The sequence below is a fragment of the Pseudomonas sp. lyk4-R2A-10 genome, assembly GCF_030209075.1.
In the GTDB taxonomy this organism is placed as follows: domain Bacteria; phylum Pseudomonadota; class Gammaproteobacteria; order Pseudomonadales; family Pseudomonadaceae; genus Aquipseudomonas; species Aquipseudomonas glycinae.
This window is the reverse complement of the sequence record NZ_JARVSR010000011.1, coordinates 714,008-737,981: the sequence shown is the minus strand read 5'-3', so window position 1 is coordinate 737,981 and position 23,974 is coordinate 714,008. Positions and strand designations below refer to the sequence as shown.

General features: G+C 59.8%; 25 protein-coding genes and 1 tRNA gene. 8 read left to right on the top strand and 18 right to left on the bottom strand.

Annotation, left to right across the window (positions count from 1 at the left end):
• Positions 1-27 precede the first annotated feature (27 nt).
• The 4 genes from QRN46_RS20610 to QRN46_RS20595 are packed head-to-tail and all read right to left on the bottom strand — an operon-like array spanning position 28 to position 4,186.
• The gene (locus QRN46_RS20610) at positions 28-2,124 is read right to left on the bottom strand and encodes a DUF6311 domain-containing protein (RefSeq protein WP_285356874.1); all 2,097 of its coding nucleotides are present in this window, start codon (positions 2,122-2,124) and stop codon (positions 28-30) included.
• Complete coding sequence (locus QRN46_RS20605) at positions 2,121-2,483, bottom strand: GtrA family protein (protein WP_011332918.1); 363 nt, start codon at positions 2,481-2,483, stop codon at positions 2,121-2,123. The genes QRN46_RS20610 and QRN46_RS20605 overlap by 4 nt, the downstream gene beginning before the upstream one ends.
• Before the next feature lie 20 nt (positions 2,484-2,503).
• Positions 2,504-3,214, bottom strand: a complete 711-nt coding sequence (locus QRN46_RS20600; protein ID WP_011332917.1) for a class I SAM-dependent methyltransferase — start codon at positions 3,212-3,214, stop codon at positions 2,504-2,506.
• 3 nt (positions 3,215-3,217) lie between these two features.
• Positions 3,218-4,186, bottom strand: coding sequence for a glycosyltransferase family 2 protein (locus QRN46_RS20595; RefSeq protein WP_041475168.1), 969 nt, complete (start codon positions 4,184-4,186; stop codon positions 3,218-3,220).
• Between the two features lie 276 nt (positions 4,187-4,462).
• Here QRN46_RS20595 and QRN46_RS20590 point away from each other — a divergent pair, with 276 nt between their 5' ends.
• Positions 4,463-4,654 (top strand): YegP family protein, encoded by a 192-nt coding sequence (locus QRN46_RS20590; protein ID WP_011332915.1) that lies wholly within the window; start codon positions 4,463-4,465, stop codon positions 4,652-4,654.
• A gap of 59 nt (positions 4,655-4,713) precedes the next feature.
• On the opposite strand, the gene ppk2 is transcribed toward QRN46_RS20590, so the two are convergent.
• Complete coding sequence (gene ppk2, locus QRN46_RS20585) at positions 4,714-5,538, bottom strand: polyphosphate kinase 2 (RefSeq protein WP_285356870.1); 825 nt, start codon at positions 5,536-5,538, stop codon at positions 4,714-4,716.
• A 257-nt stretch (positions 5,539-5,795) separates the two neighbouring features.
• On the opposite strand from ppk2, the gene QRN46_RS20580 reads away from it, so the two are divergent.
• Both QRN46_RS20580 and QRN46_RS20575 read left to right on the top strand, forming a co-directional pair.
• Positions 5,796-7,196 carry a DUF3300 domain-containing protein gene (locus QRN46_RS20580; protein WP_285356868.1) on the top strand — a complete coding sequence of 467 codons (1,401 nt, stop codon included), beginning with the start codon at positions 5,796-5,798 and terminating at the stop codon, positions 7,194-7,196.
• Positions 7,193-8,089 carry a DUF2950 domain-containing protein gene (locus tag QRN46_RS20575; RefSeq protein WP_285356866.1) on the top strand — a complete coding sequence of 299 codons (897 nt, stop codon included), beginning with the start codon at positions 7,193-7,195 and terminating at the stop codon, positions 8,087-8,089. Before QRN46_RS20580 ends, QRN46_RS20575 begins: the two co-directional genes overlap by 4 nt.
• Before the next feature lie 75 nt (positions 8,090-8,164).
• On the opposite strand, the gene QRN46_RS20570 is transcribed toward QRN46_RS20575, so the two are convergent.
• From QRN46_RS20570 to dapA, 5 genes are all read right to left on the bottom strand, one after another.
• Positions 8,165-8,254 (bottom strand) — tRNA-Ser (locus QRN46_RS20570).
• Positions 8,255-8,338: 84 nt separating this feature from the next.
• Complete coding sequence (gene purC / locus QRN46_RS20565) at positions 8,339-9,052, bottom strand: phosphoribosylaminoimidazolesuccinocarboxamide synthase (RefSeq protein ID WP_007958019.1); 714 nt, start codon at positions 9,050-9,052, stop codon at positions 8,339-8,341.
• Positions 9,053-9,080: 28 nt separating this feature from the next.
• On the bottom strand, positions 9,081-9,842 hold the full coding sequence (locus QRN46_RS20560; RefSeq protein ID WP_011332911.1) for an MBL fold metallo-hydrolase: 762 nt from the start codon (positions 9,840-9,842) through the stop codon (positions 9,081-9,083).
• Between the two features lie 4 nt (positions 9,843-9,846).
• Positions 9,847-10,962: an NlpB/DapX family lipoprotein gene (gene bamC, locus QRN46_RS20555; RefSeq protein WP_221615174.1), complete on the bottom strand. Its 1,116-nt coding sequence runs from the start codon at positions 10,960-10,962 to the stop codon at positions 9,847-9,849.
• Between the two features lie 17 nt (positions 10,963-10,979).
• Positions 10,980-11,858: a 4-hydroxy-tetrahydrodipicolinate synthase gene (gene dapA, locus QRN46_RS20550; protein WP_007958015.1), complete on the bottom strand. Its 879-nt coding sequence runs from the start codon at positions 11,856-11,858 to the stop codon at positions 10,980-10,982.
• Between the two features lie 313 nt (positions 11,859-12,171).
• Here dapA and QRN46_RS20545 point away from each other — a divergent pair, with 313 nt between their 5' ends.
• Together QRN46_RS20545 and QRN46_RS20540 are read left to right on the top strand one after the other, a co-directional pair.
• Positions 12,172-12,732 (top strand): glycine cleavage system transcriptional repressor, encoded by a 561-nt coding sequence (locus QRN46_RS20545; RefSeq protein WP_007958014.1) that lies wholly within the window; start codon positions 12,172-12,174, stop codon positions 12,730-12,732.
• Positions 12,733-12,743: 11 nt separating this feature from the next.
• Positions 12,744-13,217, top strand: a complete 474-nt coding sequence (locus tag QRN46_RS20540; RefSeq protein WP_011332909.1) for a peroxiredoxin — start codon at positions 12,744-12,746, stop codon at positions 13,215-13,217.
• Positions 13,218-13,251: 34 nt separating this feature from the next.
• Here QRN46_RS20540 and QRN46_RS20535 read toward each other — a convergent pair whose 3' ends face one another.
• Both QRN46_RS20535 and QRN46_RS20530 read right to left on the bottom strand, forming a co-directional pair.
• Positions 13,252-14,322, bottom strand: a complete 1,071-nt coding sequence (locus tag QRN46_RS20535) for an AI-2E family transporter (RefSeq protein WP_085700599.1) — start codon at positions 14,320-14,322, stop codon at positions 13,252-13,254.
• A gap of 32 nt (positions 14,323-14,354) precedes the next feature.
• Entirely contained in the window at positions 14,355-14,594 is a 240-nt protein-coding gene (locus tag QRN46_RS20530) for a sulfurtransferase TusA family protein (protein WP_011332907.1), read from the bottom strand.
• 97 nt (positions 14,595-14,691) lie between these two features.
• Between QRN46_RS20530 and QRN46_RS20525 the strand changes: the two genes are divergently transcribed.
• On the top strand, positions 14,692-16,125 hold the full coding sequence (locus QRN46_RS20525) for a M48 family metalloprotease (RefSeq protein WP_285356858.1): 1,434 nt from the start codon (positions 14,692-14,694) through the stop codon (positions 16,123-16,125).
• Positions 16,126-16,203: 78 nt separating this feature from the next.
• Here QRN46_RS20525 and QRN46_RS20520 read toward each other — a convergent pair whose 3' ends face one another.
• The 4 genes from QRN46_RS20520 to rpoE all read right to left on the bottom strand — a co-directional run bounded on the left by QRN46_RS20520 (position 16,204) and on the right by rpoE (position 20,030).
• Complete coding sequence (locus QRN46_RS20520; protein ID WP_011332905.1) at positions 16,204-17,652, bottom strand: DegQ family serine endoprotease; 1,449 nt, start codon at positions 17,650-17,652, stop codon at positions 16,204-16,206.
• A 206-nt stretch (positions 17,653-17,858) separates the two neighbouring features.
• A complete protein-coding gene (locus QRN46_RS20515; RefSeq protein WP_011332904.1) occupies positions 17,859-18,821 on the bottom strand; it encodes a MucB/RseB C-terminal domain-containing protein in 963 nt (320 codons plus the stop codon).
• An 8-nt stretch (positions 18,822-18,829) separates the two neighbouring features.
• Entirely contained in the window at positions 18,830-19,417 is a 588-nt protein-coding gene (locus tag QRN46_RS20510) for a sigma-E factor negative regulatory protein (protein WP_011332903.1), read from the bottom strand.
• A gap of 31 nt (positions 19,418-19,448) precedes the next feature.
• Positions 19,449-20,030: an RNA polymerase sigma factor RpoE/AlgU gene (rpoE, locus tag QRN46_RS20505; RefSeq protein ID WP_003172477.1), complete on the bottom strand. Its 582-nt coding sequence runs from the start codon at positions 20,028-20,030 to the stop codon at positions 19,449-19,451.
• A 559-nt stretch (positions 20,031-20,589) separates the two neighbouring features.
• Here rpoE and nadB point away from each other — a divergent pair.
• Positions 20,590-22,206 (top strand): L-aspartate oxidase, encoded by a 1,617-nt coding sequence (gene nadB / locus QRN46_RS20500; RefSeq protein WP_011332901.1) that lies wholly within the window; start codon positions 20,590-20,592, stop codon positions 22,204-22,206.
• On the opposite strand, the gene QRN46_RS20495 is transcribed toward nadB, so the two are convergent.
• Positions 22,175-22,627, bottom strand: a complete 453-nt coding sequence (locus tag QRN46_RS20495; RefSeq protein ID WP_011332900.1) for a protein YgfX — start codon at positions 22,625-22,627, stop codon at positions 22,175-22,177. The two genes, nadB and QRN46_RS20495, sit on opposite strands and share 32 nt — an antisense overlap.
• Positions 22,611-22,865 carry an FAD assembly factor SdhE gene (locus QRN46_RS20490; protein WP_007957989.1) on the bottom strand — a complete coding sequence of 85 codons (255 nt, stop codon included), beginning with the start codon at positions 22,863-22,865 and terminating at the stop codon, positions 22,611-22,613. Before QRN46_RS20490 ends, QRN46_RS20495 begins: the two co-directional genes overlap by 17 nt.
• A 149-nt stretch (positions 22,866-23,014) precedes the next feature.
• Here QRN46_RS20490 and ygfZ point away from each other — a divergent pair, with 149 nt between their 5' ends.
• Positions 23,015-23,956 (top strand): CAF17-like 4Fe-4S cluster assembly/insertion protein YgfZ, encoded by a 942-nt coding sequence (gene ygfZ, locus QRN46_RS20485; RefSeq protein WP_011332899.1) that lies wholly within the window; start codon positions 23,015-23,017, stop codon positions 23,954-23,956.
• Positions 23,957-23,974 lie beyond the last annotated feature (18 nt).

Here is a 23,974-nt window from a genome sequence, read left to right as displayed (position 1 = left end):
GGGGGCGGCGTCCATCGAAACGCTGCGTCATTGCACCGTCAACGTCTTCAGCCCCAGGCCCATCATCCGCGAATCGTCGTTGATACCTAGCTGCCGAGGGCTGACGGCATCCGGCAACTGTAATTCGATATCGAGCCGGTCATCATTGCCGAGGCGCTGGTTGAGCGCGGCGCTGATCGGAACTTCCAGGCGATTGCCTTGAAACTGCGTCAAACGGGTATCCAGTACCTGTTGGCCGTTCAGACTGACGATCACCCGCTGGCCGGGGTGCCGGGGCTGGATGAATGCCAATGCGTCGATCACGATCGAACGCGCCGGCGGCAACACCCGCAATTCGATCTTCGCCTGTTGCCCTTCCGTCCACGTCCCCCAGCTTTCCGGCGTCGACCAGCCGCTGGCCAGTTGTCGATTTCGATAATTGAAGGTGAGCGTTTGTCCCGGGCGGGTGAGGGGGATCAGTGACATCCGCCGCCCCTCATCCTGTACTGACAGACACTGCACACAGCGTTTCCAGCCCGGCGCCAGCACCGCGACCCCATCCACGCGTGTCAGCAGATCGGTTTCACTGTTGATGGTTCTGGCGGCATCGACCAGCGCATCGTCGTCCAGCAGGTACAAAGAGTCCGCGTCGTATTGCCCCGAATCGAGCATCGCGCGTGCTTTCTGCTGTGCCCGCGCCAGCGCCGAAGTGCTCATGCGTCCCAGATAGACCGCATCGGTTTTCATCCCGTGAGTCGCTGCGAAACCGGCAATCATCTGCCAACGCTCACCCTGGTTCTGTGGCATCAGGCTGCGGACATTGGCATAACGCGCAGCGGCACTTGCCCAAAACGGATCCTTCATCGGGCTGGCCCAGACCGACGAAGGTGCCACCGATTTTCCCTGCCGCAGCCCCATCCAGCCGTTGCGGCTATCGGCGACCTGGATCAGCAGCGCCACCGCGAGCAGACCGATGGCGATACGCGGTCGATAACCGCGCGCCACCAGAAAAATCGCAGCCAGGATGCAGACGTACAGAACCGGCCAGAACATCCGGCCCGAGGCACGAAAGATATTGGCCAGCGCGACAAGACTTTTCGGCAGCGGATAACCGAGGTTCCACGCCCCGATGCCGATCTGATTCGACAGCGCGAACAGCCATAAACCAAACAGGGCCATCAACAGCCATGGACGTGCGCGCACCTGATGGTTCAGCGATTGGCGGTTCCGAAACCAGGCTATCAGCGCCAGCGGCATCAACAAGAGAACGCCCAGGCCAAGGTAGTTGAAACCTTCGTAGTCCCCACTCCCCTTCGGCAGATCGGGCAGGATCAATGACCAGCCAGCCGGGTCGACAGGCGACAGCAGATTCATCCGGTACAAACCAAAACCGCCGGAGGCCGCACCATCGGCAATGCTGAAGTAACCGGCCTGCCAGCAACACACGCTCACCAGAGCGAAAAGCGTACCGCCCTCGATCAACCCCTGACGCCGGCTCAAAGACTGATTGAAAGTCTTGCCCAGCAGATCCGCCACCCAGATCAGGGCAACCATGGCCAGCAGGTAGGCGTGCACCCATGCCGTCACCGCCAGCAAGGCTCCCCAGGCGAGGCGCCGTCGGCGTAGATTTGGCAGCAACGTCAGGTACAGCGCGGCCAGGATCAGGAAATGGCCGGCCAGTGAAAGGTGCCCGCCCATGCGCAAGAACATTGCTGGCGAGAACGCCAGCAGCCCTGCACCCAGGAGTCGAATCAAGGGATTGGCCGTCATCAGCCCAATCAGTTTCCAGCCAAACCAGGCTTGCAACACGCAACACGCCAACAGCCACAAACCGAAATACTGAAAGGTGTCCGGCAACCAGGCATTGAATGGTTTGAACAACAGCGCCAGCAGTGGAATGGAGTCGGAAAAAATGATCGCACTGCCCAGCTCCAACCCATAGTACGGGTTGAGCCCGAGAGGAAATGTCCACGGCGCATGCCGGAAAAATGCCCAGCCCAGATAATGCGTCGCCGGATCGCCCTGCTCCAGCCAGGCGATGTTCTGGGGGTTCAGCGCCTGCGGCCCGACCACCAGAAAAAACACCAGAACACCCAATAACAAGGGCAATAGAAATAGAGCCGGCTGCTCGCGTGAATCCTTCATCGATACGTCCAGAAGTTATGCAGTACGAACGTGAACGCCGGAATCGTCAGCGCCACCGCACCGATACCCGCCAGATAATGCAGCCCGGCCATCTGCGCCGCCCAGGCCACGAACATCGCCAACAGAAAGCCGCCCGCCGAAACCATCAGAAAGCGCAGCAGGGTCTTGCCGTGCAGGCGCGCAGAAAAGCTCCAGGTGGTGTTGATCACATAGGACACCACCGTCGCCACGGCAAAAGCCACGCCGTTGGCCAACGGCGGCTGGGGACTGACGAAGTTGATGAACAGCACCGCCACCAAAGCATGCAGCGCCGTGACGAACAGGCCGGTTACGGCGAAGCGCAGGCCGCGCTGAATCAAAGCGGATCTCCGGGGTATCGTCACGGCTTGCGCGCCAGCACGAACACACTCAGACCGCCCACACGGTTGATGCCCATCAACGGCAACTCAAGACTGCACAGGGTTTTGAGCAGTGTATTGACCAACGGATGATGTTTTTTCAGCTGTGAACGCGGGGCCGCCTCTCGAGCGCCGCCGGGTAACAGGCGCGACGCCAGCGCAAGCGGGAAGACCGCTGCGAAGTAATAGGCGCCCCGCTCCACCGTCAATCCGGCGTCACCCGCCAGAGCCTCGAATTGCCCCAGGGTGTAGCGACGTTTGTGTTCGAGAAAATCATCGTGCCCGCTCCACATGAACTGGAACGCCGGCACGGTCATCAGAAAGCGACTGCCGGACGGTACCTTGTCGACGTACGATTTGAGCAGGCCGAGGTCGTCTTCGACGTGTTCCAGTACATCCATCAGCAACACCAGATCAGCGTCCACGGTGTCGATGGACCGGCGGTAATGCACCGGTTTGCCAGCAGTGATGGCGCTCGAATCGGCCGGGTAGCTGATGTCCACGCACCACGCTTCGCGCGCCGCCGTGTGGGTCAACAAATGATGGGAGAAAAATCCTGAACCGGCGCCGACGTCGAGAATTCGTTGGATCGGCGCTTCACCCAGCAAACGACGGGTCGCGGCCGCTTTGGAGCAGTAATACCAATGTTCGCCGATGCTGTCGCCGAGGATGTCGGTTTCCTTGAGATCCATCTGTCAGTCCTTGGATTCGTAGATGCGGCGCACCAGGAAAACCGGCCGGCGCTTCGCTTCGATATAAGTGCGGCCCAGATACTCGCCGAGCACACCGATGCCAATCAACTGCAAACCGCCGAGAAACGTCACGGCAACCATCAGCGAGGCGTAACCGGGCATGTCGACGCCATGGATCAGCGTGCGCACCACAATGAACATCGCAAAGGCGAACGACACCAGAGAGACCAGCGCTCCCAGATACGTCCAGATCCGCAACGGTTCGGTGCTGAAACTGGTGATGCCCTCCAGGGCGAAATTCCACAGCCGCCAGCCATTGAACTTGCTCTGCCCCGCCGCCCGCTCCGGGCGTTCGTACTCGACCTGGGTGGTGCGAAATCCGACCCAGGCGAACAGGCCTTTCATGAAGCGTCGGGATTCGGGCAGTGTCAGCAGCGCGTCGACCACGCAGCGATCCATCAGCCGGAAATCACCGACGTTTTCCGGTAATGCCTGTTCGGCAATTTTGTTGTGCAGGCGATAGAACCAACCGGCGGAAGTCTGCTTGGCCCAGGAGTCGTTGCGCCGACTGATGCGGTGGCCAAGCACCACTTCAAACCCTTCGCGCCAGCGCTCGATCATTTGCAGGATGACCTCGGGCGGATCCTGCAGATCGACATCGATCGGCACCACGATTTGCCCGGTGGCCGTCTGCAAACCGGCGGACAGCGCCGCTTCCTTGCCGAAATTGCGGCTCAGATCGACGATACGGATGCGCGAGTCGCTCTGCTGGCAGTTCAGCAAGCGCTCCAGCGTTGTATCGGAACTGCCGTCATTGACGAACACCAGTTCCAGTTCGACCAGCGTCTCTTGCTCGAAAACCTGACGAATGCGCAGGAGAAAACCGTCGAGGCTGTCCTCTTCATTGAATACGGGGATCACCAGCGACAACTTCACCGGGCCCGCGTGTTGCGTTCCGTGCGGATGGGTCAATGGACTGCTCTTTCTTATAGTGATTGTCGGTCGCCGAACGCTGTTCGACGCCATGAGCCGCTCCGTATTAAGCAGCAGCCCGGAACGTCATGCAAGGGTGAAACGAGGGCGTTCCGGCCAATCCGGAGGACGATCCCTGCGCTCTGGCCCGCGCCTTCCAGAAACATTCACGAACGATTGGAAACAAATCCCCGATAGCCAAACACCCTCGCTCCGCTAGGCTTGCGTCGAGGCGTCACACAGGCTGTCGCACATAAATCGCATGGAGCGAACTGAATGTATTTCGAGATTTACAGGCAATCCAAAGGCACCCCGAGCACCGGCAAGGGCCAATGGCGCTGGCGGCTACGCGCGGGCAACCACGAGACGGTCGCCAGTGGCGAATCGTATGTGAACAAGGCGGATTGTCTGCATGTGATCGAGTTGATCAAGAGTGTGCAGGGAGAGACCCCGGTCAAGGAGATCTGAGGACTGTCCAGGACGCCGGGCTGCCTGAGTTGGCAGCTCCGGCGACTTCTGAAGTTGCTTCAGAATCTTTCGGGAATGTGCCTGAAGGGATAATCCGACTCTTTGTATCCCCCCGGTTTCTGCCGCTTGGGCAATGTCACCTTCTCTCGCGGCACCTCTTTATAGGGGATGCGACTGAGCAGGTCGGAGATGATATTGAGCCGCGCCCTGCGCTTGTCGTTCGAGTCGGCCACCAGCCACGGTGCGTAATCGGTGTCGGTCGCTTCGATCATGTCGTCCCGCGCCCGGGAGTAGTCATACCAGCGGCTGTAGGACTTGAGGTCCATCGGCGACAGCTTCCAGATCTTGCGCCCGTCGACAATGCGCGCCTCCAAGCGCCGGGTCTGTTCTTCCTGACTGACATTCAGCCAGTACTTGAGCAGGATCACCCCCGAACCGACAACTGCGCGCTCCACCAGCGGCACGGCTTTGAGGAACTTGTCGACCTCCTTGTCCGTGCAAAAACCCATCACCCGCTCGACGCCGGCACGGTTGTACCAACTGCGATCGAAGATCACCACTTCGCCGGCCGCCGGCAAATGTGGCAAGTAGCGCTGCATGTACATCTGGCTCTTCTCGCGATCGGTCGGCGCCGGTAACGCGATGACGCGAAACACCCGCGGGCTGACCCGCTCGGTCAGCGCCTTGATCGTGCCGCCCTTGCCCGCACCGTCACGGCCTTCGAAGATGATGCAGATCTTGATGCCTTCGGCCTTCACCCACTCCTGCATTTTCACCAGTTCGATATGCAGACGGCGCAGCTCGGCAAGGTAGTTCTTGTTCGACAGTTTTGTATGTTCGTCAGTTTTTTCTCGGGGCGAGTCTTTCTTCTTTCCCTTTGCCATGACCAGACCTCTCGGGTTGGAACGACAGCCAGGCTCGTTGGCAATGCATGACCTGGAACCGGAAAGTTTAGTCATTTATCGCAAAACGCAAGGAAACGTGCAGTAAGTCACAGACAACGTGCTTATTTCGAAAAAGCCTGTGCAGTTTTTGACGGAATGCCAATCGCCAACCATTCTCCATCACGGCGCAGCGTCCGATGTTGGCCGTGGATGTCTCGCTGGATGCAAACCTGCCATTTGGATGTGGGGAAGAGGTCATGCACAGTTCGCTCTTGCGTGCCGCGTCGCTCCTGCTCGCCTTGAGCGCTGCACCGCTCTTGTTGCAGGCCGCCGATGCGCCTGCGGCCCAGGCGGCGACCACCGTTCCGGCCAAAGATGCCGTGTTTACCACGGAGCAGCTCGACCAAATGCTCGCGTCGATTGCCCTGTATCCCGATCCACTGCTTGCTCAAGTGCTGATGGCCGCCACCTATCCGGGAGAAGTCGCCGAAGCCGCAGCCTGGTCCAAGGCGCATCCGGACGCCAAGGGCGATAATGCGGTCAAGCAAGTGGCCAGCCAGACGTGGGATCCGAGCGTGCAGGCCTTGGTGGCGTTCCCGCAGGTCTTGGCGACACTGGGTCAGGATCCGGTCTGGGTACAGCGTCTGGGGGATGCCTTTCTGGCCCAGCCTGACGAACTCATGGCCGGCGTTCAGCGCTTGCGGCGTCAGGCCCAGGCGGCGGGCAATCTGCAGAGCAATCAATATCAGAATGTGACAGTACAGAACGTAACGCCGCCCATCTCTGCCGGGACAACCAAGCCGGCCGACAACACGACCATCATCATTCAGCCCGCCGATCCGCAGGTGGTCTACGTCCCGACCTATAACCCGACCACCACTTATGGCACCTGGCCTTATCCCGCCTCGCCGCCGGTGTATTACCCGCCGCCACCCGCTTACTACCCGGGTCAGGCACTGGTAGCCGGGCTGGCCTTCGGTACGGGCGTGGCAGTCGTCGCATCGTTGTGGGGCGACTGTGATTGGGGCAACAACGATATCGACATCGATGTGAACCGTTACAACAACATCAACGCCAACAACCGGATCACCAACAACCAGAACAAGTGGCAGCACAACACCGTGCATCGCGATGGCGTGCCTTATCGTGACAACCGCAGTCGCGCCCAGTATGGCCGGCAGCTGGACGGCGCGGCTCAGCGTGACGCCTATCGCGGGGACAACGCGCAGCGGGCGCAGGCCCGCGAACGGGCGCGCAGTTCGATGGACAGAGCCGGTTTCGAACGCCCCGCCACCAGCAATCGGGAAGCCCGCAATCAAGTCCGCGAAGCGCAATCCGCCAATGTTGGCAATCGCATGCAAGGCGGCGCGGACAGACCCAGAGCCGCCGACCGCGCTCAAGGCAACACGCGGGAAGCGCGGCAACCGGGCGCGAATCAACGTGATACCCGTGCATCTCAAGCCCGACCCGCAGCAGGCAGCGCACGGAACAACGCCTTCGCCGGCGCGCGCTCCCCGTCACAGACCCGAGTCCAGGCTGATCGCGGCCGGGCCAGCCAGATTTCTGCGCAACGTCCCAACCCCTCACGTGCCGCCGGACATCAGATCAGCCGGCCATCCGGCGGGGGCATGCGTCAGAGAGGAGGTGGCCGTCGATGAACATTCATTCTCTGCTCAGGAGCAGCCTGACCCTCGCGGCCGGCCTCGCATTTTCGAGCCTCACCTTGGCCCAGCAGGTATTTCCAACCCCGGAAAAAGCCGCTGACGCCTTCGTCGAAGCCCTCGGCACGCAACACGCCGACCAAAAACGCCTGACGGAATTGCTGGGCGAGGAATGGCACAGTTTCATTCCCCGTGAAGGCGTGCAGCGCAGCGATGTCGATGCCTTCCTGCAGCAATACCGCGAACAGCACACGCTGGAAAAGACCGGCGACAGCAAGGCCGTGCTCTCCGTCGGGCCCGATCACTGGACGCTGCCCATCCCGCTCATCAAAGACAAAACCGGCTGGCGCTTCGACATGAACGCCGCCCAGGTCGAAATCCGCGCCCGCCGCATCGGCCGTAACGAACTGGCGGCAGTGCAATCGGCGCTGGCCTATCACGACGCGCAAATGGACTACGCCTCGGAAGACCGCGACGGCGACGGCGCCCTCGAATACGCACAGAAAATCTTCAGCTCCCCCGGCAAACACGACGGCCTCTATTGGCCAGAAGACGACACCAACCAGATCAGCCCCCTCGGCCCCGCCTTCGGCCAAGCCATCAACGACGAAGACTGGCACGGCTACCACTTCCGCATCCTCGACGCCCAAGGCCCCTCAGCCCCGGGCGGCGCTTACAGCTATCTGATTGGAGACAAGATGAGCCGCGGGTTCGCCTTGATCGCGTGGCCTGCGAAGTATGACGACACCGGGGTGATGAGCTTCATGATCAGCCATGAGGGTCAGGTGTTTCAGAAGGATCTCGGGCCGGATGGGGAGAAAGTGGCGAAGGCGATGACGCGGTTTGATCCGGATGATAGTTGGGAGGTGGTGGATTTGGGGCAGAAGTAGTTGGGGTATCGAATTAGGCGGGATCGGAAACGAAAAAGCCCCGTAGCTTCTCAGCTACGGGGCTTTTTCTATGTATGGCGGAGAGATAGGGATTCGAACCCTAGGTACCGGTGAAGGTACAACGGATTTCGAATCCGTCCCATTCGGCCACTCTGGCATCTCTCCAACGGCGCGCATCATAACAACACTTTCGCTGAATGGGAAACCCCCAGACGAAATTTTTTCCGTGCTATCAGATGCTTGCGTCGATTAAAGCGGTACGCCCAGACGGTTGGCGACTTCTTCGTAGGCTTCGATGACGTCACCGAGGCCCTGGCGGAAGCGGTCCTTGTCCATCTTCTTCTTGGTGTCCTTGTCCCACAGACGGCAGCCGTCCGGGCTGAACTCGTCGCCCAGGACGATGGAGCCGTCGCTGAACACGCCGAATTCAAGCTTGAAGTCCACCAGCAACAGGCCGGCGTCGTCGAACAGTTTGCTCAGGACTTCGTTGACCTTGAGCGACAGTTCTTTCATGCGCGCCAGTTGCTCGGCAGTACCCCAGCCGAAGGCCACGACGTGGGATTCGTTGATGAACGGATCGCCCTTGGCGTCGTCCTTCAGGAACAGTTCGAAGGTGTACGGGTTGAGCTTCATGCCCTCCTCGACGCCCAGACGCTTGACCAGGCTGCCGGCGGCGTAGTTACGCACGACGCACTCGACCGGGATCATGTCGAGTTTTTTCACCAGCACTTCGTTGTCGGCCAGCAGTTTGTCGAATTGGGTCGGAATGCCGGCCGCTTCGAGTTTCTGCATGATGAAGGCGTTGAACTTGTTGTTCACCATGCCTTTGCGGTCGAGCTGCTCGATGCGCTTGCCGTCGAACGCCGAAGTGTCGTTGCGAAACAGCAGGATCAAGCGGTCAGCGTCGTCGGTCTTGTAAACCGATTTGGCTTTGCCGCGGTAGAGTTCTTCACGTTTTTCCATGATGGGCTCCGCTTGCTAAGTAGATGGGCTAGGCGATGTGGCGCCAGTCGAGCCCTGAATCTTGATCGGCCAGTTGCAGCCAGTCCGGGTCGCACCCGAGGGTGTCGACAAAACATTGCCGGGCCAGCTGCGGCAGGTTGTTCTTGCTGCTCAGATGGGCCAGGACCAGGTGTTGCAGGCCTTGCCAGCCCAACTCGGCCACCAGGAATGCCGCCTGATGGTTGTTCAAATGCCCCAGCTCGCCGCCCACCCGCTGCTTGAGAAAGTACGGGTAATGACCACGGGCCAGCATGTCGCGACAATGATTGGACTCGATCATCAACGCATCGAGGTCCCGATAGCCGTCCAGCACCCGCTCGCAGTATGAACCCAGGTCGGTCAGCAGGCCGAAGCGCCGCTGCTCTTGATCGCTGAATACGTACTGGGTCGGTTCCTGTGCATCATGGGCCACGGCAATGACCCCGATGTTCAGAGCACCGATCTGCAACTGCTCGCCACCGGTCACGAAACCGGCAGGTTCAATCGGTTTGCGCATCCCGCGCAGTGTGCCGCGACTAAGGTAGACAGGCAGATTGTAGCGCCGAGACAGCAAACCCACGCCATGCACGTGGTCGGCATGTTCGTGGGTTACAAGTATCGCGCTCAGTTGCGCCGGGTTCACACCCAGGCGCAACAGGCGTTTTTCGGTTTCCCGCAGGGAAAAACCACAATCCACCAGCACATACGTATCAGCACTGGCGATCAGCGTGCCGTTCCCTTGGCTACCGCTGCCGAGAACGGCAAAACGCATTGGATCAGCCCAGGTTGTCCTGAATCACGCTCAACACTTTGCGGGCCACATCGGCCGGCGCAACGGTGTTGATGTTTTTCTCGACGGTGACCTGAACGTTCTCGCCGACCTTGCTCAGGCGAACCTGATAACGCTCGGCGCGAGCTTCAACTTCTTCCTTGGTCGGCGCGCTGCCGAACAGGCTGCTGAAGAAACCAGGTTTCTCGTCTTTCTTCTCGGCCTTTTCGGACAAGTTGATGTAGTAGAGACCCAGGCTGCGGTTGATGTCTTCAACGCGCCATTCACCCTGCTCCAGCGCACGACCGACGCTCGACCAGGCACGATCCAGGTCCGTACCGACGTTCAGTACCGGGTTGCCGCTGCCGTCTTCGCTCAGGCTGACACGGCTCGGGGTGTCGAAATCACGCGAAGCCAGCATCGACACCGAACCACCCTTCTCGGAAGTACGACTCATGCTCGCGAGCATGTCGTCGACCAGCGCAGCGTCGAGACCGGTGTTGACCGAACGGTTGGTGAAGGCCACATCGGCGGTGCTGCCGGCAGGACGCTCGGCGCTGACCACGTAGACTTCACTGGTGTTGCGCTGCACGCCCGGCTCGATGCGTACCCGCACGCGGGTTTCGCTGTCGGTGCTGACGCCGGCGGCGCTCAGGCGCTTGGCCATGGCGGCGGACAGTTCGTCGGAATGCTGCCAGGTGGTGGTGAATTCGCCGGTTTGCGGGCGCTGTTCATCCAGACGGAAACCGTTGTCCTGGAAGTATTGCACCGCCACTGGCCAGACTTCGGCCGGTGGATGCTGGGCCATGACCCAACGCGAATCACCGCTCTTCTGCAGCGAGTAGTCGCTGGCATCGGCAACGGTCGACAGCGGTTGAGGGCGCGGAACGATGTATTCACCCTTGGCGGTGTCGTCGGCCACGTTGCGCGGGATCGGCAGCAACGGATCCAGGCGCTTGGAGGTGCTGACGTCCGGTGGCAGTTGCATCGGTGCAGTCTGTTGCGCTTCCAGGTAATCGCTACCACGGTCACGGAAATAACCTTCCGGGCCCCAGATCCATCCGCAGCCACTGGTGCTGGAGATAATCAAGGCAAGTGCGGAAAGTCCGGCCATTCGCTTCATGCGTTGTACTTCCTCAATTAAACCAGGACGTTGCACTGGCGCAGGGCCGAGCGCAGCGTTTCATGACAAGGAGCGCTCAGCCAGGTCAGCGGCAAGCGGATGCCTTGGTGCATCAGGCCCATTTCGACCAAAGCCCACTTCACCGGAATCGGGTTGGCTTCGATGAACAGGTCCTTGTGCAGTGGCATCAGTTTTTCGTTGATGGCCCGTGCGGTCTCGGCGTCGCCCTTGAGCGCGGCCTCGCACAGGTCGGCCATTTCGCGTGGCGCGACGTTGGCGGTGACGGAGATGTTGCCCTTGCCGCCCAACAAGATCAGCTCTACGGCGGTCGGATCATCGCCGGACAGCACGATGAAGTCCTTGCTCACGCCGTCGATGATCGCCTTGGCACGTTTCAGGTCGCCGGTAGCTTCCTTGATGCCGATGATGTTCGGCACGGTGGACAGGCGGATCACGGTCTCGGCCTGCATGTCGCAGGAGGTGCGGCCGGGAACGTTATAGAGAATCTGTGGGATGTCGACCGCTTCGGCGATGTGCTTGAAGTGCTGGTACAGGCCTTCCTGGGTCGGCTTGTTGTAGTACGGGACTACCAGCAGGCAGGCATCGGCGCCGGCTTCCTTGGCATTGCGGGTCAGCTCGACAGCTTCGCGGGTCGAGTTGGCGCCGGTACCGGCGATCACCGGAATACGACCGGCAACCTGTTTGACCACGGCTTTGATGACGGCGATGTGTTCTTCTACATCAAGGGTTGCCGACTCGCCGGTGGTGCCGACCGCGACAATGGCATGGGTGCCGTTCTTGAGATGGAAGTCCACGAGTTTGCTGAGGCTGTCCCAGTCAAGACGCCCTTGTGCATCCATGGGTGTGACCAGTGCCACCATACTGCCCGCAATCATGAAACCGCTCCTGCCGGAAAAAGAGAGCGGTAATGGTACTGGCGCCAAGATGCTTGCACAAGCGAAGTACTGTGCCGCCATTCCCCTTGGCGCCGCTTTTCGCTACCCTTCAGACTTTGATCGGTACTGATCAGCTTGTACGCCGGGTTCCAGTCTCCCGTTTCGGCCTCCCGGGCCCCGTTCCAGTGTCGTTGCCGTACGCTTGCTTGTTCATGGAGCCGTAGCGCCACACGAATCGGGTCTTCCGGACAGGCATTGCCCCGGCAATCAACGCCCTCTCCCTACCGACCGCTCATCGCTTTAGGAATGCTGCATGTCCACCCCCACAGTTCGCGAACAATTCCTTGTCATCAGTGCCCTCGGCGCCAATCCCATGGAGCTGACCAACGTCCTGTGCCGCGCCAGCCATGAAAACCGCTGCGCGGTGGTCACCTCGCGCCTGACCCGCCACGGCGAGTGCAGCGCGCTGGTGCTCGAAGTCTCCGGCAGCTGGGACGCACTGGCTCGCCTTGAAGGCAGCCTGCCCGTGCTGGCCAAGCGTCATGCGTTCACCGTCAATGTGGTGCGCAGCGCCGCCCTGGAAAACCGTCCGCAAGCCCTGCCGTACGTGGCTTACGTGTCTTCGGCGTACCGTCCGGACATCATCAACGAGCTGTGCCAGTTCTTCATGGATCACAACGTCGAGCTGGAAAACCTGACGTGCGATACCTATCAGGCACCGCAGACCGGCGGCACCATGCTCAACGCCACGTTCACCGTGACCCTGCCCGCCGGCACCCAGATCAGCTGGCTGCGTGACCAGTTCCTGGATTTCGCCGACGCCATGAACCTGGATGCACTGATCGAACCTTGGCGCCCACAGAACCCAATGTAAGGAAGCTTTACATGGCCGTTGTCATCGACCAACCGGTTACGGATTTCGAAGCACCTGCCACCAGCGGGCAGACTGTCAGCCTGTCGGCCCTCAAGGGCAAGCAAGTGGTGATCTACTTCTATCCGAAGGACAGCACCCCGGGCTGCACCACCGAAGGCCAAGGCTTTCGCGATCAATACACAGCGTTCAAGGCTGCCAACACGGAAATCTTCGGCATCTCTCGCGATAGTCTGAAGTCCCACGAGAACTTCAAGTGCAAGCAGGAGTTTCCGTTCGAGTTGATCAGCGACAAGGACGAAGCCGTCTGCCAGCTGTTCGACGTGATCAAGCTGAAGAAACTTTACGGCAAGGAATACCTGGGCGTTGATCGCAGCACGTTCCTGATCGACAAGAACGGCGTACTGCGTCAGGAATGGCGCGGCGTTAAGGTGCCAGGACATGTCGATGCAGTGCTGGCTGCTGCTCAGGCGCTGAACAAGGCCTGATGCTGTCGGCGCCCTTGCGGGCGCCGTTTCATTTTCAAAGCAGCGGCGCTACCGCCGGCTCCTTGCGCGGCCACGCATCCAGCACTGCCTTGAACAGGGTCGCCAGCGGAATCGCGAAGAACACGCCCCAGAATCCCCATAGCCCGCCGAACAACAGCACCGCGCAGATGATCGCCACCGGGTGCAGATTGACCGCTTCGGAAAACAGCAACGGCACCAGCACGTTGCCGTCCAGGGTCTGAATGATCCCGTAGACCGCCATCAGATAGATGAACTGATCGCTCCAGCCCCACTGGAACAGCGCAATCAGCAGCACTGGCACGGTCACCACCACCGCCCCGACATACGGCACCACCACCGACACGCCCACCAACAGGGCCAGCAGCGCCGCATAATTGAGCCCCAGCGCGACGAACGCGATGTAGGTCACGCCACCACAAATCACGATCTCGATGACCTTGCCGCGAATGTAGTTGGCGATCTGCCGGTTCATTTCCTCGGCAACCCGGGTGATCAGCGCCCGTTCGCGCGGCAAATAGCCGCGCACCCACTCGCCGATCATTGCCCGGTCCTTGAGGAAGAAGAACACCAGGATCGGCACCAGCACCAGATAGATCATGATGTTCACCAGCAGCGGCAAGCTCGACAACGAGAACGTCAGCGCCCACTGGCCGAACTTGCCGATCTCGCCCCGCGCCGCTTCGATCGCTTGCAGCACCTGCTCGTCGGAAACCAGATGCGGGTAGCGCTCGGGCAGCAGCAACAGCAGCGATTGCCACTTGGCGAGCATGCCCGGCAACTCGTTGAACAGGGTGATCAACTGGTGCCAGAGCAGCGGCAGCACCACGACGATGAACACCATCAGCACGCCCATGAACAGCGCAAACACCAGACCGACCGCCGCCCCTCCGGGCACGCGCAGACGTTCGAGCGTGACCACCAGCCCCTGCATCAGATACGCCAGCACCATCCCGGCCAGCACCGGCGCAAGCATTCCGCCCAGTGTCAGCACCGCGGTGAAGGCGAGAAACAGCAAAACCGCCAGCACCACTGCTTCCTCATCGGAGAAGTAGCGCTGAATCCAGTCGCGCAACACTTTGAACATCAATTTTCCTTAGGTCATTTACGCGGTCGGTTTCAGGCTTTTTTCAGCCAGTAACGGTAGACACCCGCCTCGTCTTCTTCACGCAGCAGCGTATGACCGGCCAACTTGGCAAAGGTGCGAAAGTCGCGTTGCGAGCCTGCGTCCGTGGCAATTACCTTGAGTATCGCGCCGCTAGGCAGCTTGTTCAGCTCCATCTTGGCCTTGAGCAACGGCAACGGACAATTCAGGCCACTGGCGTCCAGTTCACAGTCATGGGCTACAGCGTCGGTCATGCGTCACTCCGGATCAGGTGGTCAGGCTGCCTAGAATATCTGGTCGCAGGCCCGGTGTCCGGCTACAGTAAGGTCTTTGTCGACTAAGGCTTTGTGCATGACATTTCTGCGCCCTACCCTGCTGACGCTCGCTTGCCTGCTCGCCTCACCGGGCTTCGCCGACGACCTGCCGTCACTCGGTGACGCCAGTTCTGCCATCGTCTCGCCACAACAGGAATATCAATTGGGTCGCGCCTGGCTGGCGTTGCTGCGCAGCCAGGTTTCGCAGCTCAACGATCCACAGCTCAAAGACTACGTCGAATCCAGCGTCTATAAGCTGGTGGAAACCAGCCAGGTCAATGACCGACGCCTGGAATTCATCCTGATCAACAGCCCGCAGCTGAACGCATTCGCGGCACCGGGCGGGATTGTCGGGGTCAATGGCGGCCTGTTCCTCAATGCCCAGACCGAGGGCGAATATGCTTCGGTACTGGCTCACGAGCTGGCGCACTTGTCCCAACGCCACTTCGCCCGTGGCGTCGAGGCTTCCCAGCGGATGCAGGTGCCGATGATGGCGGCGCTGCTGGCCGGCATCGTGATCGCCGCGGCAGGCGCAGGCGATGCCGGGATTGCTGCGATTGCCGGTACCCAGGCGGCAGCAATTCAGGAACAACGACGTTTCTCGCGCCAGAACGAGCAGGAGGCCGACCGCATCGGCATCCTCAACCTGGAAAAGGCCGGCTACGATCCGCGCTCGATGCCGACCATGTTCGAGCGTTTGATGCGCCAGTACCGCTTCGATGCCAAACCGCCGGAATTCCTGCTGACCCACCCGGTCACCGAATCGCGGATCGCCGACACCCGCAACCGCGCCGAACAGGCTAAACCCGGCGGTATCGAAGACAGCAAGCGCTACCAACTGATCCGGGCGCGGGTGCAGTTGACCTATGAAGAAACGCCGGGCCTTGGTGCCAAGCGCTTCCGCGCGCAACTGGATGAGAACCCTAAAAACGACGTGGCTCGCTATGGTCTGGCGATCGCCCAGATCAAGGGTGGTCAGTTGAACGAAGCACGGGAGAATCTCAAGCAACTGCTGGAGAAATCGCCGAACGAGATCATCTACAACCTCGCGCAGATCGACCTGGACATCACCAACAACAAACTGCCCGATGCTCAGTCCCGGGTTGACCGGATGCTCAGCCAGTATCCTGGCAACTATCCGCTGAATCAGGTGCGTGTCGATCTGCTGCTGAAACAGAACCGAACCGCCGATGCGGAGAAGGCACTCGAGGGCTTGTTGAAATCGCGTCCGGACGATCCAGACGTTTGGTACCAGGTTGCAGAAACCCGCGGACTGTCCGGCAATATCATTGGCTTGCATCAGGCCCGTGCCGAGTATTTCGCGCTGGTCGGCGATTATCGCCAGGCCATCCAGCAACTGGACTTCGCCAAACGCAAGGCCGGCAGCAACTTCCCGCTGTCGTCGCGTATCGATGCCCGTCAGCGCGAGCTGATGGAGCAAGAGCGTATGGTCAAGGACATGATGGGTTAAGCCCGCGCCGAGACAAATTCCGGATACAAAAAAACCGCCTCTTTCGAGGCGGTTTTTTTTACTGCTTGGACAACTGGATCATTCAGCCAGTTTGAACGTGATGAAGCTGGCACGGCCCTGACGCAGAACGCGCATCGACACCGAACGGTTTTTCGGTAGCGCCTTGGCGATCTCGGCGAACTCCTTGGAAGAACCGATGGCCTGATTGTTCAGGTGGGTGATGATGTCGCCCGGTTGCAGACCGATCAGGGCTGCAGGACCGTCCTGCACTTCCTTGATCACCACACCACCTTTGAGGTCGTAGGTTTTCTTCTGCTCGGCGCTCAGCTCGGCAACCGATACCCCCAGACGATTGCTGTTGGTTTCAGCACCAGATTTCGGCAGAGCATCCAGTTCCTTGTCTTCATCTGGAATGGCGCCGACAGTCAGCTCGACATTCTTGCGCTTGCCGTCACGAATCACTTCGAGGTTGGCCTTGGCGCCAGCCTTCAACGCACCCACCAGATGTGGCAGGTCAGCAGACATGACGATCGGTTGACCGTTCATGCTCAGGATCACGTCACCCACTTGCAGGCCGCCCTTTGCAGCCGGGCCGTCATCCTGAATCTGTGCGACCAGTGCACCGGCCGGTTTATCCAGACCGAACGACTCGGCCAGATCCTTGTTCACTTCCTGGATGACAACGCCCAACCAGCCACGGCTGACTTTGCCGCCGCTTTTCAGCTGATTGGAAACGTCCATTGCCACGTCGATCGGAATGGCGAACGACACGCCCATGAAGCCACCGGAACGGGTGTAGATCTGCGAGTTGATCCCGACCACTTCACCGTTCAGATTGAACAGCGGGCCACCGGAGTTACCCGGGTTGATCGGTACGTCGGTCTGGATGAACGGCACGTAGTTTTCATTCGGCAGGCTGCGACCGACGGCACTGACGATGCCTTGAGTCACGGTGTGATCAAAGCCGAATGGCGAACCGATTGCCACCACCCATTGACCGGCTTTCAGGTCCTGGGATTTGCCGAGTTTCAGCACTGGCAGATCCTTGCCTTCGATTTTCAGCAGCGCCACGTCGGAGCGTGGGTCGGTGCCGATCAGCTTGGCTTTCATTTCACTGCGATCAGCCAGACGGACGAGGATTTCGTCGGCATCGGCGATCACATGGTTATTGGTCAGGATGTAGCCATCCGGCGAAATGATAAAGCCCGACCCCAGCGACTGCGCTTCACGCTGGCGATCACCACGCGGAGAACGCTGTTGCGGCGGCATGCCGCGCTCGAAGAACTCGCGCAGCATCGGCGGCAAGCCTTCCAGGTCGGGCATTTGCTGGTTCACTTTGCGATCCGGCAGCTTTTGCGTGGTACTGATGTTCACCACCGCAGGCGAGGCCTGTTCGACCAGCTGGGTGAAATCCGGCAGGTTGGCCGGGCTGGCCGCCTCAGCCGCATGGACTGCAGGAACAGCCTGACCGAGCACCAGCACCGTGGCGAAAATGGAGAGATAAGACTTCAAGCTTGGTATCGACATACAGCTCCCGTTACGACGAGCAGGGTTAAGCGATATGGAGCAAGGAACACCGGAAACCACAGGCCGGCATTTTTGTTCCGGGAACAACAAACAAGGCCAGAGCCGAGAGGCTCTGACCTATAAAAAATTTTCGGGTGTTTTGCAAATGAAAATGCTCAGCAAACATTTCACGTCTCGACGACGAAGTGGAGATAGCTGGAATCAGCTCACTGCTTGCTGGTTGCAGCGCCATCATTGCGCATCGACAGGGCAATCCGTTCGGCGGTCCCGATTGGAATCTCGCCGACGACCGTCACCATCATTTCGCCTTGAGGCGTAGTCAAACGACGGGATACGGCAACGGTCGGGCCCAGTTGAGTTCGGGTATCGGTGACGGTTGCGCCATTCAGCGGCTCCAGGAAAACAGAGAAGCGGGCAAGACCATCGTCATACATCAGGCTGTTGACCTGGGTCTTGGTTTCCGGATCCTTGTGCGAGGAACTACTGGTGAGTTCGAAGCCAGGAGGCAGCCAGTCAGAACGCCAGACCTGTGCGGTCTTGACCGCAGAAGCCTTGTCGCTGTCGAGAGTGACTGTCTTGCAATCGGAGTTGGCTTGCAGGTCTTTATCGGACGGAATTTCAGAAGTATCCAGCCGCGTGAACTGGAACCTCTCAAGCAACTGCCCCTTGTCGTTCAACAGCAGCGACTTGAGCGGCAGACCCGTTTCCTTGTCCAGATGCAGTTCGAAGCCGTAGCGGTGCTGATCACGGGGCGTCAGCGATACGATCACCGCTTCGCGTCCTGCCACACGTGACTTGCCAATGACGGCAAGCTCATACCAGTTCTTCAGCTTTTGGGGATCGAGAGGGCGAGCGGCGGAATTGGGAGAATCCCCAAGCCCCGCAATCAGAGTGCCGCTGACGCATTGAGTATGTCCATCAATGCGCACGACTTCCTGAGCCGAACCGTCGAGCTGAAGCAAACGCTCGCGGACCTGGCCATTCTGGACGCGATGCCAGATGTTGTGGGTAGAAAAGCTACCGTTACGCTCGTAAACGAATGTGCCGTGAAAGCTTTGCTGCTGCTCGGCCTGGCCCAGGCGGGTCAACCAGTCCTGAGCCTCGTCGGCGTGGGCTGGAACAATGAACCAGCCGCTGAGCAGAAGCGAAAGTAGAGGTATGGCGCGCATGATCCCCCTTAACGGTTTTCCAGGCTTGCTGCACGTGCATATGGCAGCGCGCTCTCGGTGCCTTTCAAGGCAGCCTGTTGAGCGTGTTGACGCAGGTAACCTGGCAGACGCTGATCGTGCCAGCCTGGCTGACCTTGCAGTACACCATTGGCCATTGGGCCAGTAGCTTCAGAACTCTCATTATAGCCTGCCAATACCGCCGGGCCTTTTACCTGAGGGGTAGCCAGCACTGGCTGATTGGATTGCTGAGCGAGTTCGACGCCAGCGATTTCGTCCTGATTGTACAGACGAACACCCGCCAGTACGGCAACGGTCACCGAGGCAGCTACGGCCAGACGACCAAGGCTGCGCCATGGGCCGCGGGACACTTTGGCAGGAGTTGCTTCGTCTTCCAGCGCAGCAGAAACGGCCGCAGCAAGATCCAGACGTGGGAGCAACAGATCCTTGTGCATGGCTGCCCGAGCGATCTGATAACGAGCCCAGGTTTCACGGGTTTCAACATCGTCCAGTGCATTGAGCACTCGACGCAATTCCAGTTCGTCCGCTTCGTTATCCATCACTGCGGACAGCGATTCCTGCAGGGCTTCACGACTCATGGCGTTCCTCTCTTGGCTGTCGCCGCTGTCTTTAGTTTTCCTGCAACAACGGCTGCAGGGCTTTATCGATGGCCTCCCGGGCGCGGAAAATCCGGGAGCGCACGGTACCAACCGGACATTGCATGACGCTCGCGATGTCCTCGTAACTCAGACCATCGAATTCGCGCAAAGTTAACGCTGTGCGCAAATCCTCTGGCAGTTGCTGAATGGTTCGATGGACGGTGCCTTCGATCTCATCCCGCAGCAATGCACGTTCAGGTGACTCGAGATCTTTCAGGCCGTGATCGCCGTCATAGAACTCTGCATCCTCGGAACTTACATCGCTATCCGGCGGCCGACGGCCGCGTGAAACCAGATAGTTCTTCGCCGTGTTGATGGCGATGCGGTACAGCCACGTATAAAACGCACTGTCGCCACGGAAATTTCCAAGCGCTCGATACGCCTTGATAAAGGCTTCTTGTGCGACGTCCTGGGCTTCATGGGTGTCGTGCACAAAACGCACGATCAACCCGAGAATTTTGTGCTGATACTTCAGCACCAGCAGATCGAAAGCTCGCTTGTCGCCACGCTGAACGCGTTCGACCAGCTGCTGATCCTCTTCCTGGGTTAGCATGAACACTCCTCGATAAACTCGGAGGAGGTTTGCATGACCAAACGACCGGACTTGCAAACATAGACTCGGGCTTTTCGCAAAAGTTCTCCCCCTCCAAGCAAGTTTCCTGCGGGCTCTGATTTGGCACGCACGAAAAACGCAGCGCGGGATGAACCGGCTGCGCGAATAATCTTGTCATCGGCTCGCCGGCAAGAACCCAACCGCAGGTTCCGCATTGAAGCCGACACTGTCCCTTGTTTCGGGCAACTGTCTATTGATCTTGGGCCTTTGGCAAAAGTTCCAAATATTTATAGACGTGCCGCGCCGACATTGTGCAACCGTGAGCTGAAAAAGCGTGTTTCATCTGCGATACAGTCGCTTTTTCCTAAAACCGATGAAAAAAACTTCCCGACAAAGCGTCCGTATTTTTTCGTCACGGTAGTTTCACAATGCCATATCGGCCCGACTATTGTGCCGCCCAACCCCTCTATATACTAGTGGGCTGTGTGGCTGTCTCGACTCGCCCATCCGCCTGTCCTGCGCCAACCCCGACCCGGGTCGCTTTGAGCGGAATCCTGAAATGAGCCAACAGTTTCAACACGATGTTCTGGTGATTGGCAGCGGCGCTGCCGGTTTGAGTCTCGCGCTGACCCTGCCCGGTCACTTGCGCATCGCCGTACTGAGCAAAGGCGATCTTGCCAACGGCTCGACCTATTGGGCACAGGGTGGCGTCGCAGCCGTGCTGGACGACACCGACACTGTCGAATCCCATGTCGATGACACCCTCAATGCTGGCGGCGGTTTGTGCCATGAAGACGCGGTGCGTTTCACCGTCGAGCACAGCAAGGAAGCGATCCAATGGCTGATCGACCAGGGCGTGCCGTTCACTCGCGACGAACAGTCCGGCACCGAAGACGGCGGCTTCGAATTTCACCTCACCCGCGAAGGCGGTCACAGCCATCGACGGATCATCCACGCCGCCGATGCCACTGGCGCTGCGATCTTCACGACCCTGCTGGCCCAGGCCAAAGAACGCCCGAACATCGAACTGCTCGAACAGCGGGTAGCGGTCGATCTGATCACCGAGCGTCGGCTGGGGCTGGAAGGCGAACGCTGCCTCGGCGCCTACGTACTCAACCGCAAAACCGGGGAAGTCGATACCTTCGGTGCACGCTTCGTGATTCTGGCGTCCGGCGGCGCCGCGAAAGTCTATCTATATACAAGCAACCCCGACGGCGCCTGCGGTGATGGCATCGCCATGGCCTGGCGTTCGGGCTGCCGAGTGGCGAACCTGGAGTTCAACCAGTTCCACCCCACCTGCCTCTACCACCCGCAAGCCAAGAGTTTTCTGGTAACCGAAGCCCTGCGCGGTGAAGGTGCCCATTTGAAGCTGCCGAACGGCGAACGCTTCATGCAACGCTTCGACTCACGTGCAGAACTGGCGCCTCGAGACATCGTCGCCCGCGCCATCGACCACGAAATGAAGCGCCTGGGTGTCGATTGCGTCTACCTCGACATCAGCCACAAACCCGAAGCCTTCATCAAATCGCACTTCCCGACCGTCTACGAACGCTGCCTCGGATTCGGCATCGACATCACCAAGCAACCGATCCCGGTCGTACCGGCTGCGCATTACACCTGCGGCGGAGTGATGGTCGATCAACAGGGCCGCACCGATGTGCCCGGCCTGTACGCCATTGGCGAAACCAGCTTCACCGGCCTGCATGGCGCCAACCGCATGGCCAGCAACTCGCTGCTGGAATGCTTCGTTTACGCCCGATCGGCAGCGGCGGACATTCTCGAGCAACTGCCCGACGTCTTGATCCCGCGCGCCCTGCCCGCCTGGGACGCCAGCCAGGTGACCGACTCCGATGAAGACGTGATCATCGCCCACAACTGGGACGAATTGCGGCGCTTCATGTGGGACTACGTGGGCATCGTGCGCACCAACAAGCGCCTGCAAAGGGCACAACACCGCGTGCGTCTGCTGCTGGATGAAATCGACGAGTTCTACAGCAACTATAAAGTCAGTCGCGACCTGATCGAGTTGCGCAACCTGGCGCAAGTAGCGGAACTGATGATCCGCTCGGCCATGGAGCGCAAGGAAAGCCGAGGCCTGCATTACACACTCGACTACCCAGACCTGCTGCCCGAAGCACTCGACACTATTCTGGTGCCGCCCACCTACGTCGGCTGAACTTGAGGCGTACCCGCAGGCGTCGGTGCAGATCCGCCGCCTGCGAGTCCCGCGTTACACAGATCGACCTGACCCGCCGTTCACCACGCAATCTAAAGCGCAGCACCACGATCAGTGGCAGCGCCAGGCTGTCCGGGCGCAACTGCACCGCTTGCCAGCCATCGGCCTTGTTCCACAGCTGCCAGCCATCCGCGTCCCGACGCAATCCGCAAAATGCCTTGGGATGACTCAGCAGTATCTGCCGCGGCAACACCCAGGCAGCATGGCCGAGACACGCGAAAGCCCCGAGCAAACCGGCCCAGAAAGAAATCGACAATAGAAACAGGGAACCCAGCGCGAATGCCTGGGCCAGAAGATACGCCGCCAGCAACTGCCGTGAGGCATGCCAGCGGCATTCGAACGTGTTACTTGGGCTGGACACGATCCAGAATCATGCGAACCATGCGTTGCAGCTCGGGATCTTCCGATTCGCTGCGCTCCATGAACCAGCCGAACATGTCCTGATCCTCGCACTCGAGCAGGCGGACATACAGCGCACGATCCACCTCGTTCAGATTGGCGTAGACCTCTTTCACGAACGGCACCAGCAACACGTCGAGTTCCAGCATGCCGCGACGGCTGTGCCAAAAGAGGCGATTCAGTTCAACTTGTTCGACCATGGAGCCCTCCTGAAATAGGCCGCAAGTATACAGGCCCGAAGCGGGCCGAACAGTCGGCTTTGGTCGGGCGCCATCGATCCTTTATCAACTACCCATTTCAACACCACCCCCTTATGATGTGCCCCAGTCTATTTACCCTGCGATGACCCATGGCCGATTCTGCTTTTTTCTGCACCCTGTCTCATGAAGGCGTTCTCGCGGTTCGCGGCGCGGATGCCGGCAAATTCCTGCAAGGCCAGCTGACCTGCAACATCAATTACCTGAGTGAAACCCAGGCCAGCCTTGGTGCCCGTTGCACACAGAAAGGCCGGATGCAGTCGAGTTTCCGCATCGTGCTTGAAGGCGACGGCGTGCTGCTGGCGATGGCCGGCGCGCTGCTGGAACCGCAACTGGCGGATCTGAAGAAGTACGCGGTGTTCTCCAAATCGAAACTGACCGACGAAAGCGCCTCCTGGGTGCGCTTCGGTCTGGATCATGGCGATGCGGCCCTGAGCAGCCTGGGTCTGGAACTGCCGGCAGAAACAGACAGCGTGGCCCGCCACGAAGGGCTGATCGCGATTCGCGTCTCCCCTAATCGTGCCGAACTCTGGGTGCCTGCCGATCAGGCCGACACCGTCAAAGGCAAGCTGTGCGCGCAATTGACCGAAGCCGAACTCAATCAATGGCTGCTGGGCCAGATCCGCGCCGGTATCGGCCAGGTCATGCCGAGCACCCGTGAGCTGTTCATCCCGCAGATGCTCAATCTGCAGGCCGTCGGCGGTGTGAGCTTCAAGAAAGGCTGCTACACCGGCCAGGAAATCGTCGCGCGCATGCAGTACCTGGGCAAACTCAAACGTCGCCTGTATCGCGTGAAACTGGATGCCGCTGAGTTGCCGGAGCCCGGCACCGCGCTGTTCGCCCCGAGCCACGGCAGTTCGATCGGCGAAGTGGTGCTGGCCGCCCGTACCGAAAAGAATATTGAACTGCTGGCGGTGTTGCAGGCCGAAGCTGCCGAAGCGGGCGACTTGCATCTGGGCTCGGCCGAAGGTCCGGCGCTGCACTTGCTCGACCTGCCATACGAACTGGATCGCGACCGCGAAATCCAGCGTTGATCGCAGCATTTGTTGCAA

What these genes read in the sequence shown, in the direction of transcription:
- QRN46_RS20610 (WP_285356874.1), bottom strand. Translation starts at nt 2,124, where the DNA reads ATGAAGGATTCACGCGAGCAGCCGGCTCTATTTCTATTGCCCTTGTTA.
- QRN46_RS20600 (WP_011332917.1), bottom strand. Translation starts at nt 3,214, where the DNA reads ATGGATCTCAAGGAAACCGACATCCTCGGCGACAGCATCGGCGAACAT.
- QRN46_RS20590 (WP_011332915.1), top strand. Translation starts at nt 4,463, where the DNA reads ATGTATTTCGAGATTTACAGGCAATCCAAAGGCACCCCGAGCACCGGC.
- ppk2 (WP_285356870.1), bottom strand. Translation starts at nt 5,538, where the DNA reads ATGGCAAAGGGAAAGAAGAAAGACTCGCCCCGAGAAAAAACTGACGAA.
- QRN46_RS20580 (WP_285356868.1), top strand. Translation starts at nt 5,796, where the DNA reads ATGCACAGTTCGCTCTTGCGTGCCGCGTCGCTCCTGCTCGCCTTGAGC.
- QRN46_RS20575 (WP_285356866.1), top strand. Translation starts at nt 7,193, where the DNA reads ATGAACATTCATTCTCTGCTCAGGAGCAGCCTGACCCTCGCGGCCGGC.
- purC (WP_007958019.1), bottom strand. Translation starts at nt 9,052, where the DNA reads ATGGAAAAACGTGAAGAACTCTACCGCGGCAAAGCCAAATCGGTTTAC.
- QRN46_RS20560 (WP_011332911.1), bottom strand. Translation starts at nt 9,842, where the DNA reads ATGCGTTTTGCCGTTCTCGGCAGCGGTAGCCAAGGGAACGGCACGCTG.
- bamC (WP_221615174.1), bottom strand. Translation starts at nt 10,962, where the DNA reads ATGAAGCGAATGGCCGGACTTTCCGCACTTGCCTTGATTATCTCCAGC.
- dapA (WP_007958015.1), bottom strand. Translation starts at nt 11,858, where the DNA reads ATGATTGCGGGCAGTATGGTGGCACTGGTCACACCCATGGATGCACAA.
- QRN46_RS20545 (WP_007958014.1), top strand. Translation starts at nt 12,172, where the DNA reads ATGTCCACCCCCACAGTTCGCGAACAATTCCTTGTCATCAGTGCCCTC.
- QRN46_RS20540 (WP_011332909.1), top strand. Translation starts at nt 12,744, where the DNA reads ATGGCCGTTGTCATCGACCAACCGGTTACGGATTTCGAAGCACCTGCC.
- QRN46_RS20535 (WP_085700599.1), bottom strand. Translation starts at nt 14,322, where the DNA reads ATGTTCAAAGTGTTGCGCGACTGGATTCAGCGCTACTTCTCCGATGAG.
- QRN46_RS20530 (WP_011332907.1), bottom strand. Translation starts at nt 14,594, where the DNA reads ATGACCGACGCTGTAGCCCATGACTGTGAACTGGACGCCAGTGGCCTG.
- QRN46_RS20525 (WP_285356858.1), top strand. Translation starts at nt 14,692, where the DNA reads ATGACATTTCTGCGCCCTACCCTGCTGACGCTCGCTTGCCTGCTCGCC.
- QRN46_RS20520 (WP_011332905.1), bottom strand. Translation starts at nt 17,652, where the DNA reads ATGTCGATACCAAGCTTGAAGTCTTATCTCTCCATTTTCGCCACGGTG.
- QRN46_RS20515 (WP_011332904.1), bottom strand. Translation starts at nt 18,821, where the DNA reads ATGCGCGCCATACCTCTACTTTCGCTTCTGCTCAGCGGCTGGTTCATT.
- QRN46_RS20510 (WP_011332903.1), bottom strand. Translation starts at nt 19,417, where the DNA reads ATGAGTCGTGAAGCCCTGCAGGAATCGCTGTCCGCAGTGATGGATAAC.
- rpoE (WP_003172477.1), bottom strand. Translation starts at nt 20,030, where the DNA reads ATGCTAACCCAGGAAGAGGATCAGCAGCTGGTCGAACGCGTTCAGCGT.
- nadB (WP_011332901.1), top strand. Translation starts at nt 20,590, where the DNA reads ATGAGCCAACAGTTTCAACACGATGTTCTGGTGATTGGCAGCGGCGCT.
- QRN46_RS20490 (WP_007957989.1), bottom strand. Translation starts at nt 22,865, where the DNA reads ATGGTCGAACAAGTTGAACTGAATCGCCTCTTTTGGCACAGCCGTCGC.
- ygfZ (WP_011332899.1), top strand. Translation starts at nt 23,015, where the DNA reads ATGGCCGATTCTGCTTTTTTCTGCACCCTGTCTCATGAAGGCGTTCTC.